The organism is Comamonas sp., from assembly GCF_036666375.1.
Classification (GTDB): Bacteria; Pseudomonadota; Gammaproteobacteria; order Burkholderiales; family Burkholderiaceae_C; genus Comamonas.
Genome location: NZ_JAVWWA010000010.1, coordinates 64402 through 80498, shown reverse-complemented (window position 1 = coordinate 80498; position 16097 = coordinate 64402). Strand labels below are relative to the sequence as shown.

Annotated in this window: 15 protein-coding genes and 1 pseudogene; 6 read left to right on the top strand and 10 right to left on the bottom strand. The window is 66.5% G+C overall.

What is annotated here, in order from left to right:
- Nucleotides 1-10 precede the first annotated feature (10 nt).
- From RR928_RS04255 to RR928_RS04245, 3 genes and pseudogenes are all read right to left on the bottom strand, one after another.
- Nucleotides 11-412 (bottom strand): annotated as a pseudogene (locus RR928_RS04255) (hypothetical protein).
- A 71-nt stretch (nucleotides 413-483) separates the two neighbouring features.
- Nucleotides 484-765 (bottom strand): hypothetical protein, encoded by a 282-nt coding sequence (locus RR928_RS04250; protein WP_332537447.1) that lies wholly within the window; start codon nucleotides 763-765, stop codon nucleotides 484-486.
- 35 nt (nucleotides 766-800) lie between these two features.
- Nucleotides 801-1232 carry a VOC family protein gene (locus RR928_RS04245; RefSeq protein ID WP_332681581.1) on the bottom strand — a complete coding sequence of 144 codons (432 nt, stop codon included), beginning with the start codon at nucleotides 1230-1232 and terminating at the stop codon, nucleotides 801-803.
- Nucleotides 1233-1455: 223 nt separating this feature from the next.
- On the opposite strand from RR928_RS04245, the gene RR928_RS04240 reads away from it, so the two are divergent.
- On the top strand, nucleotides 1456-1995 hold the full coding sequence (locus tag RR928_RS04240) for a GNAT family N-acetyltransferase (RefSeq protein WP_332681574.1): 540 nt from the start codon (nucleotides 1456-1458) through the stop codon (nucleotides 1993-1995).
- 112 nt (nucleotides 1996-2107) lie between these two features.
- Here the strand turns inward: RR928_RS04240 and RR928_RS04235 are convergent, their stop codons facing one another.
- Complete coding sequence (locus tag RR928_RS04235; protein WP_332537451.1) at nucleotides 2108-3025, bottom strand: LysR substrate-binding domain-containing protein; 918 nt, start codon at nucleotides 3023-3025, stop codon at nucleotides 2108-2110.
- Between the two features lie 202 nt (nucleotides 3026-3227).
- Between RR928_RS04235 and RR928_RS04230 the strand changes: the two genes are divergently transcribed.
- The 3 genes from RR928_RS04230 to RR928_RS04220 are packed head-to-tail and all read left to right on the top strand — an operon-like array spanning nucleotide 3228 to nucleotide 6925.
- Nucleotides 3228-4199, top strand: coding sequence for a Bug family tripartite tricarboxylate transporter substrate binding protein (locus RR928_RS04230; protein WP_332537453.1), 972 nt, complete (start codon nucleotides 3228-3230; stop codon nucleotides 4197-4199).
- A gap of 13 nt (nucleotides 4200-4212) precedes the next feature.
- Nucleotides 4213-5373, top strand: a complete 1161-nt coding sequence (locus RR928_RS04225; RefSeq protein ID WP_332537455.1) for a carboxyl transferase domain-containing protein — start codon at nucleotides 4213-4215, stop codon at nucleotides 5371-5373.
- Between the two features lie 34 nt (nucleotides 5374-5407).
- Nucleotides 5408-6925 carry an AMP-binding protein gene (locus RR928_RS04220; protein ID WP_332681571.1) on the top strand — a complete coding sequence of 506 codons (1518 nt, stop codon included), beginning with the start codon at nucleotides 5408-5410 and terminating at the stop codon, nucleotides 6923-6925.
- A 55-nt stretch (nucleotides 6926-6980) separates the two neighbouring features.
- Here RR928_RS04220 and RR928_RS04215 read toward each other — a convergent pair whose 3' ends face one another.
- Genes RR928_RS04215 through RR928_RS04195 form a run of 5 tightly spaced genes read right to left on the bottom strand, consistent with a single transcriptional unit; the run spans nucleotide 6981 to nucleotide 13269 of the window.
- Nucleotides 6981-8138, bottom strand: coding sequence for an acyl-CoA dehydrogenase family protein (locus RR928_RS04215; protein ID WP_332537458.1), 1158 nt, complete (start codon nucleotides 8136-8138; stop codon nucleotides 6981-6983).
- Complete coding sequence (locus RR928_RS04210; protein WP_332681570.1) at nucleotides 8135-9328, bottom strand: acyl-CoA dehydrogenase family protein; 1194 nt, start codon at nucleotides 9326-9328, stop codon at nucleotides 8135-8137. The genes RR928_RS04215 and RR928_RS04210 overlap by 4 nt, the downstream gene beginning before the upstream one ends.
- 7 nt (nucleotides 9329-9335) lie before the next feature.
- Nucleotides 9336-10328, bottom strand: coding sequence for a tripartite tricarboxylate transporter substrate binding protein (locus RR928_RS04205; RefSeq protein ID WP_442881580.1), 993 nt, complete (start codon nucleotides 10326-10328; stop codon nucleotides 9336-9338).
- Entirely contained in the window at nucleotides 10325-12481 is a 2157-nt protein-coding gene (locus RR928_RS04200) for an acetate--CoA ligase family protein (protein WP_332681569.1), read from the bottom strand. The genes RR928_RS04205 and RR928_RS04200 overlap by 4 nt, the downstream gene beginning before the upstream one ends.
- The gene (locus tag RR928_RS04195) at nucleotides 12478-13269 is read right to left on the bottom strand and encodes an enoyl-CoA hydratase (RefSeq protein WP_332537461.1); all 792 of its coding nucleotides are present in this window, start codon (nucleotides 13267-13269) and stop codon (nucleotides 12478-12480) included. Before RR928_RS04195 ends, RR928_RS04200 begins: the two co-directional genes overlap by 4 nt.
- An 80-nt stretch (nucleotides 13270-13349) precedes the next feature.
- On the opposite strand from RR928_RS04195, the gene RR928_RS04190 reads away from it, so the two are divergent.
- Nucleotides 13350-14111 (top strand): IclR family transcriptional regulator, encoded by a 762-nt coding sequence (locus RR928_RS04190; RefSeq protein WP_332547470.1) that lies wholly within the window; start codon nucleotides 13350-13352, stop codon nucleotides 14109-14111.
- A 74-nt stretch (nucleotides 14112-14185) separates the two neighbouring features.
- Nucleotides 14186-14707: a GAF domain-containing protein gene (locus RR928_RS04185; RefSeq protein WP_332537465.1), complete on the top strand. Its 522-nt coding sequence runs from the start codon at nucleotides 14186-14188 to the stop codon at nucleotides 14705-14707.
- Nucleotide 14708: 1 nt separating this feature from the next.
- Here the strand turns inward: RR928_RS04185 and RR928_RS04180 are convergent, their stop codons facing one another.
- Entirely contained in the window at nucleotides 14709-15653 is a 945-nt protein-coding gene (locus RR928_RS04180; RefSeq protein WP_332537466.1) for a SphA family protein, read from the bottom strand.
- Between the last annotated feature and the right edge of the window lie 444 nt (nucleotides 15654-16097).

Below are 16097 nucleotides of genomic sequence, written 5' to 3'. Positions count from 1 at the left end.
CTTAGAGCGGCTAACAATACCGTTTAACGAAGCGCAGGCAGATGATGGCGCAGGCGAGCTTGAGGAGCGCCAAATGGGTGCCCAGTTGCCGCTAGAAGCGGATGCGCAGCTTGCCGAATCCCGCGAACTAGGCATGCGTGCGTTCCACTACCCAGCGGTGCTTGCCCAACGGCTGGCGTTTGGGTTGCTGTTTGATCTCGGGTGCTGTTGCAGGCGGCTGCAATTGCTCGATCTCCGCGGCAACGGCCGCCAGATCGGCCGCGATCTCGTTGTCGAGCAGGCTGCGCTGCTCGGCATTGAAGCGCTCGGACTGGGCAGCGAACTTCATGCGCTTGAGCAGCGCGTTCTCGTGGGTTAGCTTGGCGTTTAGGGCCTGGCTGTGGCGCAGCTCGGCAAGTAGCCGCGTGGTCATCTCACGCAGTTGCTCTGCGCTCAGATCATCCAGGGATTGCAGTGGCAACCGCGGTGTGCCGCTCTCGCTGTTCACGCATCCAGCGGTGCACCATATTCGAATGCAGGCCATGCGCCAAGGCCATGCCACCTACGCTGGCGCCAAGCTGGGCGCAGCGTTCCAACACCTCTGCCTTGAATTGCTTGCTCTACTCGCGCCGCCGTGGGCGGTTTTGATTCAAAGAATTTTTCATCGTCTCCATGATCCTCCATCGCGGGGACGATGCCCGCTTCTAGGGATGCTTTCAAGATGGGATCGCCAGCTGCATACACAGGGGCAGCTTCAAGCGTCTGCTGACGGCCAAGAGCAGCCATGGAAATACTTGAATCGCCCTAGGCACCGCCCCTATTCAGGCTATTGATTGATGCTCGACTGCTCTGAAACCTACGCTTTGTGTGAACCGTAGTAAATAGCCATCTGGATCAAGCACCAAGAAATTAAGCTCGCCGTGCAGGCGCTCATTGTCTCGATACCAACATTCTTCAATAGGCCTGCGCAATGCGATACCAGCGTCTCCGAGGGACTTGGCCAAGGCTTTGGAATCAGAGCATTGAATCGAGAGATTCATTCCTCGACCATATGGAGAGACCAGGGGGCCGACGCGCCATGGAGACTCTTCCTGGTCATCCTGTTCCAGCATCAATTGGCTCCCTTGAAAGGACAGAAAGGTGAATTTGTCTTCTGGGCGTTCGTATTCGATTTGAAATCCCAGGATCAGGCAGTAAAAATACAAGCTTCGTTTTAAATCAGAAACAATCATCTCTGGAACCAAATTATTCATTTTCACAAACGGACTCCTTGTCGTTGATAACACACACGATAGCGGTGGGATTCTCTGATGATCTCTGCTTGGCAGGGATTTTTTTACCACGCCATTCACTTGCGGTCGCGATTTGCGCCTGTCTGCTATGGGTCGGGAGGAGACGTACGTGAGGTCTGCTGAGATCATAAGCAGTGATCTTGAAACCGGAGGGTACCATGCAGTTTTTGCAACTGGAGACCACGTGCGCGAACTAGAGACAGAGAGGCTTTTGTTGCGTCAGTGGAAGGATGCCGACTATCCAGCCTTTGCGCTCATGAGTTCTGACGCTGAGACCATGCGTTATTTCCCAAGTGTTCTCACGGAAGAACAGAGTCGAGCCATAGCCGACCGTTGCCGCGCGCTGATCAATCAGCGTGGCTGGGGGTTTTGGGCGGTTGAAGTCAAAGCAAGCAATGAATTTGCGGGTTTCATAGGGCTGCATGTGCCTTCTGCTGATTTGCCATTCTCACCGTGCGTGGAAGTAGGCTGGAGGCTGGCGAGAGATTTCTGGGGGAAATGGTTTGCCACGGAAGGGGCTCAAGCTGCACTGGATTTCGCTTTTCAGGAATTATCCCTCGCAGAAGTGGTTTCCTTCACCGCGCTCAGTAACAAGCGTTCTGAAAAGCTCATGCAAAGGCTTGGCATGGTTCGCGATGAGAATACGTTTGACCATCCAGGACTTCCTGAAGGTCATGCACTTCGACAGCACGTTCTCTACCGGAAAAAGCAGCCAGATAGATGAGTTGCTGTGCGTGGGCTGAATGTCAAAGATGGCCTTCCGATCCAAAGCGGCGCACCAGGCAGTCGGATAGGTCCTGCTGCCCGGCAAACGAATCTTTCACGCCCTTGGGTCTTTAGTTCGACGCCACCCATTCCGGCCATTTTCCCGGGCCGTGAAAAAGCTCGAGCATGGTGGCCTTGACCTTTTGCACGGCGTTGCTCTGCAATGCCGTGTCGCGCCAGCATAGCGACAGGTCGCGCGAGAACAGGCGGTGGTCCACCCTGGCCAGCTTGAGCTTGCGCTCGCTGAGTTCGATGTGCGCGGCGCTCCAGGGCAGGATGGTCACGCCCAGCTGCGCCATCACGGCGGCAAACAGCAGCGCCGTTGAACTGGCCTCGAAGCGGATTTCACAGCGCAGGCCGGCTTCGCGCATCGCCCATTCGACATGGCTGCGAATGGTGTTCGGCGCGCTGGGCAGCAGCAGCGGCATGCGCGCCAGGTCTGCAATCGAGACCGGGCCGTCCGGCATGGGAAATTCCGGCCAGGCAATCAGGTGCAAGGCCTCGGTCAGCAGGTGCTGCCTGGCGATGCTGCGCGTTTCAACGGCATCGACAATCACCGCTAGATCGACCCGCCCGCTGGTGAGCAGATTGGCGAGTTCCGCGCTGGGGGCTTCGACCAATTCCAGCGCGATGCCGGGGAAGCGGTCGCGCACCATGCGCGCCAGCGGAATGGCGACCATGCGCGCCGTGCTGGACGGCAGGGCCACCGACACCCGGCCTTGCGGCAGCTCGGCGTCCTGGCGCAGCAGTTCGCGCGTGCTGTCGGCCTGGCGCAGCAGCTCCAGCGCGTGGCGGTAAAGCGTCTGTCCGGCCGCGGTCGGGGCGACGCCATGCACGCTGCGCTCGAGCAGGCGCATGTCCAGGTCGCGCTCCAGATTGCGCATCTGCTGGCTCACGGCCGGCTGCGCGATGTGCAGTGCCTCGCTGGCGCGCGTGACATTGCCGCATTCCACCACCTTGACGAAATACCGCAGCTGGCGCAGATCCATGTTCGTTGCTCTTCATAAGTAAACCAGATCGAACAATAAAAATATCATATTTTTAAATTATTCCGACCCCTCCTACATTGGAAGCACAAAAAAGAAGCGTGCCCGGCACCGCTTCAAGAACTCCGGCGTCCAACAGCCGGAGACAAGGATGTTCAAGGCGATCGCTGCAGGGCGCTCGAGATCCAATCCAAGGAGACAAGACATGTTCAAGAAAGCATTGCTGGCTGCGCTGGCCGCTGCCGCAGGCACGGTGGCGCTGGCGGATACCTATCCATCGCGGCCCATCACGCTGGTCGTGGGTTTTCCGGCCGGCGGGGGGGCGGATGCCGTGGCCCGCATCGTGGGAGAAAAGCTCGGCCGCGTGCTGTCCCAGGCCGTGGTGGTCGACAACCGCCCGGGCGCGGGCACCACGCTGGCTTCGGAGCTGGTCTCGCGTGCCCAGCCTGACGGCTATACGCTGCTGCTGGGCACGGCCAACCTCTACGGCTCCGATCAGCTGCTTTACAAGAGTGCGCGCTACGACGGCGTGAAAAGTTTCACGCCGATTGCGCGCTGGAGCAATTCGCCCATGCTGCTGGCTGTCAGAAAGGAGTTTGCGGAAAAAAGCGTCAAGGGGCTGATGGAGCAGGCGCGCAGGAACCCGGGCAAGCTGACCTATGCGTCTTCGGGTGCCGGCGTGGTGACCCATCTGGCCGGCGCTGCCTTTGCCCACGCGGCGGCAATCGACATGCTGCATGTGCCGTACAAGGGCGGGGCGCCTTCCATCCAGGCGGTTGCCGCGGGCGATGTCGACATGACCTTCGGCACGCCGCCTTCGGTGATGCCCATGGTCCAGGCGGGTAAGCTGAGGCTGCTGGCGGTGACCACGGCCGAGCGCTCGCCGCTGTTTCCCGACCTGCCGGGAATGGGGGAGTCGGGCATCAAGGACTACGACTTCAACATCTGGTTCGGCATCTATGGTCCGGCCAAGCTGCCGCCGGAAGTGGTCGGCAAGCTGTTTGATGCCAGCGCCCAGGTGCTGCGCGATCCCGACGTCAAGGCCAGGCTGGAGAAACAGGGCAACGTGGCCTGGCCTTCGGCCTCGCCCGAGGAGTTCAGGGACTGGGCGATCAGCGACGGCGCCCGGCACAAGGCCAGCACCCAGCGCTCGGGCGCCGGCGCAGACAACAAGTGAAGGAATGAACACCGTGGAATTCACCACCGCATCCGTTGCGCAGCGGCTTGACGCGCTGTTTGACGCCGGCTCCCAGAGCCCGCTGCCGGCCGGCTCGGGCCTGCACCTGGCCCGCGCCACGGTTGGCGCTCGCCAGGTGCTGGCCGCCGCCACCGATCCGGCAAAGGACAAAGGGGTGCTCGGCAGCGCCGAATGCGCCGATCTTTGCCGCATCGTGCGCCTGGCGCGCACGACGCACACCCCGCTGGTGCTGCTGATCGACTCCGCAGGCGCAAGGCTGGACGCGGGGCTGGCTATCCAGGGCGCGCTGCGCGCGCTGATGACCGAGCTGCTGGATGCCAGCCTGGCGGGCCTGCCGATGATCGCCTTGCTCGGGCGCAATGTCTTTGGCGGGGCCAGCATGCTGGCTTTCGCCGCCGCACAGCGCTGCTACGCGCCCGACACCGTGCTGGCGATGTCGGGCCCGCGGGTGCTGGAAAGCGCGGGCGGCGGCTCGCTGGCAGCCGTGCGCGCCGCGATCGGCGGCGCTGCGCGCTGCCGCCATGGAGGCGGCGAGCGCCTCGTCGATGACGCCTTGCCGGCCTATGCGGCGGCGCTGCGCGAGTGGCTGCAAGCGCTGGCCGGCGGCCCCTTGCCCGATACCCTGGACGAAGAGCGCCGCATGCTGGCGCTGCGCCTGGGGGCTGCAGCGCCGGCCGCTGCGGCCGCAGCGGCGCGGTTTGCGCTGGGTCCCGGCCCCGGCGGCCTGCGCTGCAGCGGACAGACCAGCATGGGCGCAGCCGATGCACTGGAATTCGCCACCCTGGCCGACCAGCTCGGCCCGCCCCTCGATCTGCTGATCGACTGCGCCGGCCATAGCCTGCACATGGGCGACGAGCGCCTGATCCTGAGCCAATACCTGGTGCACCTGGCGCGCACGCTGCGACGCCGCGTGCACCTGGGGCAGGAGGTGAGACTGCGCATTGGCGGCGCGACCTCGGGCGGAATCTATATCGCCACGGCGGGTGCGGCGTCCTCGGTGGACATCGCGCCCGGCGGCAGCGTGCGAACCCTGCCCCAGGCTTCGCTGAGCAGCATCCTGAGCCGCCCGGCGGCCGCGATTTCCAATGCCGGCGCCGAGTTTTCCCATTACGTCGAGCTGGGCGTGGCGGACAGCGTCAGCGCGCTTTCCTGACCTGCTCCCGGCAGCCACCATTTCCATTCATGCCATGAACGCCAATATCTTTGCCACATTTGAAGCCATCGCACGCGAGGCCGGCGACGCGGCCTTTCTCGAAACCGACGACAGCCAGGTCATCAGCTATGCCCGCATGCTGGCCAGCACCGCGCGCTACGCCCATGCCCTGGTCAGCCTGGGCGTTCGCCCCGGCGACCGGGTGGCGGTGCAGGTCGACAAGTCGGCGCGCAACTATTGCCTTTACCTCGCAACGCTGCGCATGGGCGCCATCTACCTGCCGCTGAACACCGCCTATCGAGCCGACGAGCTCGCGTATTTCCTGGCCGACGCCCAGCCCCGGGTTTTCGTCTGCGAGCCGGCGGACTTCGCGCCCCGCAGCGAGCTGGCGCGGGCCCATGGCGTGGCCCATGTGATGACGCTGACCGAGGAGGGCGGCGGAACGCTGGACCGGTTGGCCGATGCGCAGCCGGAGACATTCGACACGGCGCAGGTGGCGGGCGACGACGTGGCCCTCATCATCTATACCTCGGGCACCACCGGTCGCCCCAAGGGCGCCATGCTGACCCATGCCGGTCTGCTGAGCAACGGCCTGGCGCTGACCAAGCTCTGGGGTTTCGGCCGCAACGACGTGCTGCTGCATGCGCTGCCGCTGTTCCATGCGCATGGACTGTTCATTTCCGGGCACTGCGCCTTGCTTTCGGGCAGCCGGCTGCTGTTTCTGAAGAAATTCAACGCGCAGCAGGTGCTTTCCTTGCTGCCCAGGGCCACGGTGATGATGGGCGTGCCCACGTTCTACACCCGCCTGCTGGACGAGCCCGGCTTCACGGCCGCCCGCAGCACCAACATGCGGCTGTTCGTTTCGGGATCGGCGCCGCTGCTGGCCGACACCAACCGCGATTTCCAGCAGCGCACGGGCCAGATCGTGCTCGAGCGCTATGGGATGACGGAGTCGGCAATCATCACTTCCAACCCCTTGGTGGGCGAGCGGCGCATAGGCTGCGTGGGCCAGGCGATAGACGGCGTCGAGGTGCGCATTGCCGACGACCATGACCAGCTGCTGCCCGTCGACCGGATCGGCGGCATCCAGATACGCGGCAGTGGCGTGATGAAGGGCTACTGGCGCAAGCCGGAAAAGACCGCCGAGGAGTTCACCGCCGATGGCTGGTTCCGCACGGGCGACCAGGGAATCCGCAGCAGCGACGGCTACCTGACCATTGTCGGCCGCGCCAAGGATCTGGTGATCTCGGGCGGCTACAACGTCTATCCCAAGGAGGTGGAGATGGCGATCGACGCCTTGGCGGGCGTGGCCGAGTCCGCCGTGATCGGCATTCCCGACAGGGACTTCGGCGAGGCGGTGACCGCCGTGGTGGTGCGCCAGGACCCGGGCCTCACCGGCGAGCAGATCATCCAGGCGCTCAAAGGCCGGATGGCGAACTACAAGGTGCCCAAGCAGGTGCATTTCGTGCCTGAACTGCCGCGCAACGCCATGGGCAAGGTGATGAAGAGCACCTTGCGCGAGACCTATGCCAGGCCGCTGACCCTGGCCTGACGCGCTGCGCCGGCCCCGTCCCCGGCCCCTTCCCTGCAAGGCCGGTGTCAGCGGCTCAGCCCAGTACCGTCCTGGCAATCAAGCCCAGCTGCACCTCGGCCGCGCCGCCAAAAATGGTGAAGGCGCGGCTGTTGCAATACTCGGGCACCAGCACGCTGGGTCGCAGCGCGCTGTCCGCTGGATCGCTGCGCCAGCGCAAGCCCGCCTGGCCCAGCACATCGACACCGAGCTCGGCAATCGCCTGCTTGAGGCGGCTGGCGCGCAGCTTGAGAATTGACGACACCGGGCCGGGGTTGGCGCCGGGCGCCAGGCCGCCCATGGTGCGCAGTTCCAGCCATTCAAAGGTGTCGATGTCGGCAACGACTTCGCCCAGGCGGCGCAGCAGTTCGTCGGGCAGATCGGGCTGGGCGGCAAAGGCGTCGACCACGCGCTTGAGCTGGGAGCGCAGGCGCGGGCTGAAGATGCCCGCGCCGCGTTCGAATTCCAGCAGGTACTTGGCGCATTCCCAGCCTGCGTTCTCCTCGCCTATGCGCTCGGCCTGGGGCACGCGCACGTTCTCGAAATGCACTTCGTTGACATCGTGGTCGCCGCCAATGGTCACTATGGGCCGCACCGTGATGCCGGGCAGGGCCATGTCGATCAGCAGGAAACTGATGCCCTGCTGGCGCTTGCCTTCGCTGCTGGTGCGCACCAGCGCGAACATGCGGTTGGCGTGGTGGGCATGGGTGGTCCAGATCTTTGAGCCGTTGAGCACATAGTCGCTGCCGTCGGCCACGGCGCGCAGTTGCAGCGCGGCGAGATCGGAGCCCGCGTTGGGCTCGGAAAAGCCCTGGCACCAGTAGTCGGCGCCCGACAGAATGCGCGGCAGATAGAAGTGCTTTTGCGCCTCGGTGCCGTAGCGCAGTATCACCGGGCCGACCAGGCGCGCGCCCATGGGGTGGACCAGCGGCGCGCCGGCAAGCGCGCATTCGGTCTCGAAGATGAAGCGCTGCAGCGCGCTCCAGCCGGTGCCGCCCCACTCGCGCGGCCACAGCGGCACCAGCCAGCCGCGCGCCTGCAGCGCCTGCTGCCAGGGGCCGGAGACTTCGGGTTCGGGGTACATGGCGCTGGTCGCGGCCTGGCCGGCGCGCAGCGCGTCGGTGAGGTGGGTGGCCAGAAAAGCGCGCACTTCGGCGCGAAAGGCCTGGTCGGCCGGGCTCAGTTCGAGGTTCATGCGACGGTCTCGGGTTCTTGGGTCGTGCGGCGAGCGGGCGCGGGGCCCAGCGTGCGGCTGTGCGCGAAGCGGCCATCGGCCAGCAGCGCGCGGCCCGCGGCCAGCGCGTGGCTGGCGCCGTCGCCCCCCCATTGGGCAAAGGCCATCAGCGCGCGAAACGCGCTGGCAATCGGCAGCTCCTCGCACACGCCCATGGCGCCGTGCAGCTGCACGCTCTCCTGGGCCACATAGCGGGCGCAGCGGCCGACCTTGTTCTTGAGCAGGCCGGCAATGGCGCGGCACTGCGCGCCGTCGGCATCGGCCAGCGACAGCGCCGCGAGTTCGCAGGCCGCCTGGGCTTCGGCGCACAGCACGGCCATTTCAGCGAGCCGGTGCTGGACCACCTGAAAGCGCGCCAGCGGCTGGCCGAACTGCTGGCGCTGCTGCACGTAGTCGCTGGTCTGCGCCAGCATGGCCTGCATGCCGCCCGTGGCCGACCAGCAGCGCGCGACCAGGCTCTCGGCGAGCACGCGCTGCAGCGCCGACTGCGCGTCGCCGGCGTGCAGGCGTCTGGCGGCGTCCACTTGCACCGCGGCAAACGCGATGTCGGCGGCCCGAGCGCCGTCGCTGGTGTCGTAGGCGTCGATGCGTATGCCGGCGGCCTGCGGATCGAGCAGAAACAGTGCCGCCTGGCCGTCGTCCAGCGTTGCCGAGACCAGCCAGCGCGCCGCGCCGGGCGCCGAGGCAATGCAGCGCTTTTGGCCGTCCAGCAGCCAGCCCGTGCCCTGGGCGCGCGCGCGCAGCTGCGGCGCCTCCCAGGGCAGGCGGGTGCCTTCGGCATGGGCCAGCGCCAGGCGCTGGGTGCCCGCGATCAGCCCGGGCAGCCATTGGGCCTGCTGCACGGCCGAGCCGGTGAGCGCCAGCAGCCGCCCGGCCTCGAGGCTGCTTTCCAACCATGGCTCGACCACCAGATGCCGGCCCAGCGCCTGGGCCAGCAGGCCGGCTTCCAGCGCGCCCAGCTCCATGCCGCCCGCATCGGCCGGCAGCACCAGGCCCAGCCAGCCGAGTTCGGCCATGGCCTGCCAGACGTCGGGGTTGCCGCCGTCGCGCTGCAGGCTGGCCGCGCGCTGGCGGAAATCGTAGTGATGCGCCAGCCAGTCGCCTGCGCTGTCGGCAATCATCTGCTGCTCTTGGGTAAGTACAAACTCCATACCGTGCTCAATCCGCCTTGATGCTGGCGCTCTTGATGACGCGGTCCCATTGCGCGATGTCCTTGCGCAGGAAGGTCGCGAACTCCGCGGGCGTGTTGCCTATGATGTCCAGCCCCCAGGTCTTGAACTTCTCCTGCATCTCGGGCTCCTTGAGGATTTCGGCGACTTCGCGGTGGATGCGGTGGATGGCCGGCGCGGGCGTGCCGGCGGGCGCCATCAGGCCCAGCCAGGGCATGGCTTCGTAGCCCTTGAGGCCGGACTCGGCCACCGTGGGCAGATCGGGCAGGGCGGCCGAACGCTGGGCCGTGGTCACGGCCAGCGCGCGCAGCTTGCCCGACTTGACGAACGGGCCCGACGAGCCCCAGGCGTCAAACATCACATCGAGCTGGCCGGCGACCATGTCGATCAGCGCCGGGCCGCTGCCCTTGTACGGAATGTGCACCAGAAAGGCATTGCCCATGTTCTTGAACAGCTCCATTTCCAGGTGGGTCGAGGTGCCCATGCCGGTGGAGCCGTAGTTGAGCTTGCCCGGGTTCTGGCGCGCATAGGCCAGCAGCTCGCCGACGTTCTTCACCGGCAGCTTGGGGTTCACCGCCAGGATGTGCACCACCGAAGCCACCTGGGTCACGGGCGCGAAGCTCTTGATGGCGTCGTAGTTGACCTTGTCGTAGAGCAGGGGCGCCGTGCCTATCGACGACGCCGCGAGCAGCAGCGTATGGCCGTCGGCCGGCGCGCGCGCCACCGTGTCGGAGGCCAGCACCGTGCCGGCGCCGGGGCGGTTGTCGACAATCACCGGCTGGCCCAGGCGGGCCGCGAGCTTTTCGGCCAGTGCGCGCGCCAGCAGGTCGGTCACGCCGCCCGGCGGAAAGGGCAGGACCATGCGCACCGGCTTGGTCGGATAGTCCTGGGCCAGTGCCAGGCCCGGCGCCAGGCTGGCGATGGTGGCCGTGGCCAGCATGGCGGTGACCAGGCGGCGGCTTGTCGAAACGGTGGTTTTCATGCTGTCTCCTCTTGTGGATGGGATTGTCCGGCCGGCGCGGCGGCCGGTCGGGGCTGTGGCTTCACCAGTACCAGCGCATCGAGCGCGTCGGCGCCCCGGCCCCGAGCGCGCACCTGCAGCGGGTTGATCTCGGCTTCGAGCACCTGCTCGCCCAGGGCCGTGACGGCGCCGGCCAGCGCGGCAACGGCCTGGCAGGCCGCGTCCACGTCGGCCACGGGCCGGCCGCGAAAGCCGTCAAGCAGCGGCCAGGCCTTGAGCGATGCCAGCATCTCGCCCACCATGGATGCGTCCACGGGCAGCAGGCGGTGGGCGACATCGCGGTAGATTTCGGTCAGCACTCCGCCCAGGCCCACGGTCAGCGCGGCGCCAAACACCGGGTCGCGCGTGACGCCGGCAATCAGCTCGGCGACGCCGCCGCTTGCCATGGGCTGTACCAGCAGGCCGTCGATGCGCGCACTCGCGTCATAGGCCTGGGCCGATGCCAGAATGCCGGCCGCCGCGGCGCGCACCTGGGCCTCGTCCTGCAGCGCCAGACGCACACCGCCGGCCTCGGTCTTGTGGGCGATGTCGGCGCTGAGCACCTTGAGCACCACCGGGTAGCCGATCTGCGCGGCGGCGGCCACGGCGGCGTCGGCATCGCGCGCCACCAGGCCCGTGAGCGCGGGCACGCCATGGCCGGCGAGCAGCTGCTTGGTGTCGAACTCGTTGAGGCGCGCGGGCAGGGCGGCGGCCGCGACGCTGGCTTGGGGCCGCTGGCGCATTGCGGCCCAGCGTGCGGTCGCCGCCTGGCGCGACAGCCAGAGGCAAAACGGCGCCAGCGCCTGGGTGCAGCGCGCGAGGTCGTCAAACACCGGCACGCCGGCGTCGGCCAGGCGCTGGCGGCATTGGGCCTCGCCGGTATCGAGCGCGACAAACAGCCGCGGGTACTGCGCGCAGACTTCGAGCAGCGGCTCGGCCATGCGGTCCAGAAGATAACCGGGCGCGGCGACGACCACCGTGTCTATGCCTTCGCAGCGCGCCAGCGCCTCGAACACCGTGCGAACGAAGTCGGGGGCGTTGACGATGTTGCCGGTCACGTCCACCGGGTTGCTGACCATGCCGTAGTCGGGCACGCCGGCGCGCAGCAGCGCCTGCAGATCGGCCGGCAGCGTGGGCACCTCGAGGCCGGCCAGCGTGAACTTGTCGGCGAGAATCGCGCCGACCGCGCCCGACATGGTGACAATCGCCACGCGCTTGCCGCCCTGGCGCTGGCGAAAGCCGCTCAGATAGCCGAGATCGGCCATGTGGGCGAAGTCCTGGCCGCGGATCACATTGAGCTGATCGAAGCCCGCGCGGTAGATGGCCAGATCGCCGGCCAGCGCCGACGTGTGCGACTGCACGGCTTCCGAGCCCTTGTCGGTTTCACCGGCCTTGTAGATGACCAGCGGCTTGCCCTGGGCGGCAAACGCCAGCGCGGCGTCGATGAAGCGCGCGCCGTCGCGCAGCTGCTCCACGTAGCCCAGCACGCAGTCGGTCTGCGGGTCCTGGGCCAGGTATTCGAGGTATTGCGCGTATTCCAGCGTGGCCTCGTTGCCGGTGTTGATGAAGTGGCTCACCGGCACGCCGCGCCGGCGCACCAGGCCAAACACCGCCGAGCAGACATTGCCGCTTTGCGTCAGTATGCTCACGCGGCCGGGCACGGTCTGCGGCGGCACGTTGACGAAGATCGAGGCAAACGCCGTGTAGGCATGCAGGTTCAGATTGGCAAAGCCCATGCAGTTGGGCCCGGCCACCACCATGCCGCTGCGCCGCACAAAGGCTTCCAGCGTGCGCTGCAGCGCCGCGCCCTCGTCGCCGGCCTCGGCAAAGCCCGCGGCGTAGACAATGGCCGCGCCAATGCCGCGCGCATGGCAGCGCTCGAGCATGGGCACGACTTCCTGGGCGCCAATCGCCAGCACTGCGAGATCGGGCGCTTCGGGCAGGGCCTCGACATCCGGGTAGCAGCGGTTGCCGAAGATCTCGCTGTATTTCGGGTTGATGGGAAACACCTTGCCCGCATAGCCAAAGCGCTGCAGCAGATCAAGCGGCATGCCGCCGATGCGCCCGGCGTTGCTGCTGGCGCCTATCAGCGCGATCGAACGCGGCGCGAGAAGGGGAGTCAGGGCGTGGCTCATGCCTTGGCTCCCTGGATGGCGCTCGCCAGGCCGGCTTCCTTGGTGCGCCGGTATTCCTCGGTCACATGGCTCAGCTGGTGCACATCGAAATGCGCCGACAGCGCCTGGCGCATGCCTTGCACGTCCATCGAGCGGTTCAGCGATTTCTTCAGCAGCTGCATGGCAAACGGCGGCGCCTTGGCAATGCGCTGGGCCAGCGCCAGCGTGTCCTCGCCCAGCCTGTCGTTGGCCACGACACGGTTGACCATGCCGAACTCCCTGGCCTGCTGGGCGCTGATGCGCTCGCCCGTGAACAGCATTTCCTTGGCCTGGCGCAGGCCCAGCACCCAGGGGTGTATCAGCACTTCGAGCGACGCCGCGCCCATGGTGTGGGTCACGGGGTCCGAGAAGAACGCGTCTTCGGACGCGACGATCAGATCGCACATGTTGGCCAGCATCAGCCCGGCGGCAATGCAGCCGCCCTGGACCTGGGCAATCGTCGGCTTGGGGAAGTCCCAGATGCGCATGCAGTAGCCGAAGTAGCGCTGCTCTTCATAGGCCCAGCGCTCCTCGACGGTGAACTCGGCGCGCTCGGCCTGGGCCTGCTTGAGGTCATGGCCGGCCGAGAAATGCGGGCCGTTGGCCGCAAGCACCACCACGCGCGTGGCGCTGTCCAGGCGCGCGGCCTCGAACGCCGTATCGAGTTCGTCAAGCATCTGCTGGCTCTGGGCGTTGCGCATCTCGGCGCGATTCAGGGTGATGCGGCGGACCGGGCCAATCTGTTCGGTCAAAAGGGTGGTGGTGCTCATTGCGGATCCTGCTAGTGGAGCCGCGATGATCTCGATAAGATGTCCACCTTGCGAGATTAATCACCAGGAAATCCTACATTGTGAGCAAAATCAGTGAAACCCCGGGGGCGCAGAACATGCGCCGCTCCCTGCTGGTGCTGCGCGTGCTGGGCCGGCATCAGGAAGACGGCATCAGCGTCACCGATGTCATTGCCGAAACGCAGCTCGAGCGCTCGACCGCCCACCGTCTGCTGACCTGCCTGGTCGAGGAGCGTTTTGCCGAGCGCGACCCGCTCACGCGCCGCTACCGGCTGGGAATCGACGCCATGCAGATGGGCCTGGCCTCGCTGCGGCGCGCGCCGCTGGTCGCCTCGTACCAGGCGCTGATGCAGCGCCTGGCGCGCACGTCGGGCGACACCGTCTATCTGCTGGTGCGCCAGGGCGACTACACCATCTGCCTGCAGCGCGAAGACGGGCCGTATCCCGTGAAGGTGTTCAGCACGCGGGTCGGCGACGCGCGCGTGCTGGGCATAGGCGTGGGCGGCATGGCGATTCTCGCGGGCCTGGCCGATGAAGACGTGCAGCGCATCCATGGCCAGCATGCCGCGGCCTTCGAGGCCGCGGGCCTGGGGCCGGCAGCGTTTGCGCGCGCCGTGGCGCGCACGCGGCGCAGCGGTTATTCCGAGCTGCTCGACACCATCACCGCGGGCGTGGGCGGCGTGGGCATGGCGATTCCCCACCCCGACGGCACGCCGTTCGCGGCGATATCGATTGCCTCGATACAGCCGCGCATGCTGCCCGCGCGGCGCGCCGAGCTGGCGGCGCTGCTGGCGCGCGAACTGCGTGCGGGCGGGGCGGGCTGAAGACCGGGCCAGCGGATACCAACGGTCACAAGCTTGCGCCGGAAGCTGGCTTGCGCGGGCTTAGACTTGGCAGCATGCAATTGGACTACAACCCCGCCGATATCGAGGTCAAGATATCCGAGCTGCTGGTGGCCACCAGCGACGGCGCGGACCCGGATCTTCCAGCCGCCGTGCTCGAAGTCTTGCGGCTGATCCGCACGAAACTGAGCATGGACGTGGCTTTCGTTTCGGAGCTCACCGATGGGCGGCGCATGTTCAAGTGCGTTGACAGTGCCGCGGGTTTCACGCCGCGGCTCGCCGCGGGCATGTCCGATCCGGTCGAGGAAAGCTGGTGCCAGCGCGTGGTCGAAGGCCGCCTGCCCCAGGTGATGCACGACGCCGCGCCATACATTGCGTCCGGCCAGGCGCCCGATCCGGGGTTTCCGATTGGCACGCACCTGAGCACGCCGGTGCGCCTGTCCGATGGATCGGTCTACGGCACCCTGTGCTGCTTCAGCAAGGGTGTTCAGCCCAAGGCGGATATCGACCTGCTGCGCCGCACGGCCAATTTGCTGGCCGCGAAGCTGGGCACGCCGCCCGCCGCGGCCAAGGCCTAGTTCAGAGCAGCGCGACCAGGGTCAGCCAGAAGTTCCAGCCTTCGGCGCGGTTCTTCGCGCCCCACTCCTTATAAGCCTTGGCGTTCACGTAGTACTTGAGCCCGCCGAATTCCAGAAAGCTGCCCGCTTGCGGGCCTATGGCGTTGATGCGCGACTTCGCATGACCCAGCGTGGCGCCGCTACCGGAATCGCCTTCGAGCTGGCGGTGCAGATAGCCCACGAGGCCTACGTGGGCGTAGGGCGTGACCAGATAGGAGGCGGTCCAGTCGAGGTGGGCGGTCTTGCCGGTGCGGAAATCGGTCGCCGGATTGCTGCCGTAATGCGTCACGCCGCCGACCAGCGAGAACTCGGCGCGCTGGGCCGCATTGAAGTAGGTGTAGCCGCCGCCCAGGTCGAGCCCGCGGCGGTTCTGGCTCACGTTGGCGAGCCGGCCCGCGTAGTAGGAGCCCGCGGGCAGCACGCCCGACGCATAGGCCATGGAATTGTGGACGCCGTTGTTCCACTTGAGGAAAGCGCTAGGGTAGATGTCGGCACCGCCCGAGTGCGCGTCGCTGGCCGAGCCCGACGACGTGAAGCCGCCCGGCAGGGCGTAGCTCACGTCGATTGCCGAACGCGAGCGCCCCGCCCCCACGCCCAGCCGGATCGAGGGCTGGCCGCCCAGCAGAGGGCGCTCGAAGGTATAGGTGGGCATGAACAGCAGCACATTGGTCGCGCCTTTGGCCCGCGTGGTGAGGCGCGTGCCCGGCGCGAGTTCGCGCGTGTCCGTGGCATTGACGTCGAGGCGCACATAGACCAGCGGCAGGGTCCAGCCCGGCTCGCCGGGAACGGCCGCCATGCTGCCCATCTGGCCCGGCCGCCAGAAGCTCAGGCCTATTTCGTTGGCATGGGCGCAGGGGGCGATGGCCCCCAGGACGATGGTGCCCCAAAGGCAGGCACGTTGCTTCATGCAGATCTCCTTTTGCGATCGTGGATTGCGCCCGGCGCCTGTGGCGGCCCTTGGACGTTGGTTTTTACTGCCGCGCGACAGCGTAGCAGGGTTTGTAACGTCGGGATACATAATCTCGGGAAAACGCCGAGCAGGCAATGCCGCCTCTTCGGCGCCATCGGAACGCCGGCGCGCAGCTTCCTTTGGAACCGAAAGAGCCTGGCGCTTTTCCACTGCGATCGATGCGTGGCTCAGGGCCTGACGTCATTGGGCGGACTTCCCGTGGCTGCGCCAACCACCAGCTCACCCGCGGCTAAGACCCGCTGCTGCGGAGTGAACCGCGAACATCAGCCCGATCGTGGCGATGGCGCCGGAAAACAGCAAACATCGGATGGTCGTCATGGAACTCCTCTGCTTCTTCAGCTGTGCAGGCCGCAAGCCTCCACGCACCATCGCCGGTCATGA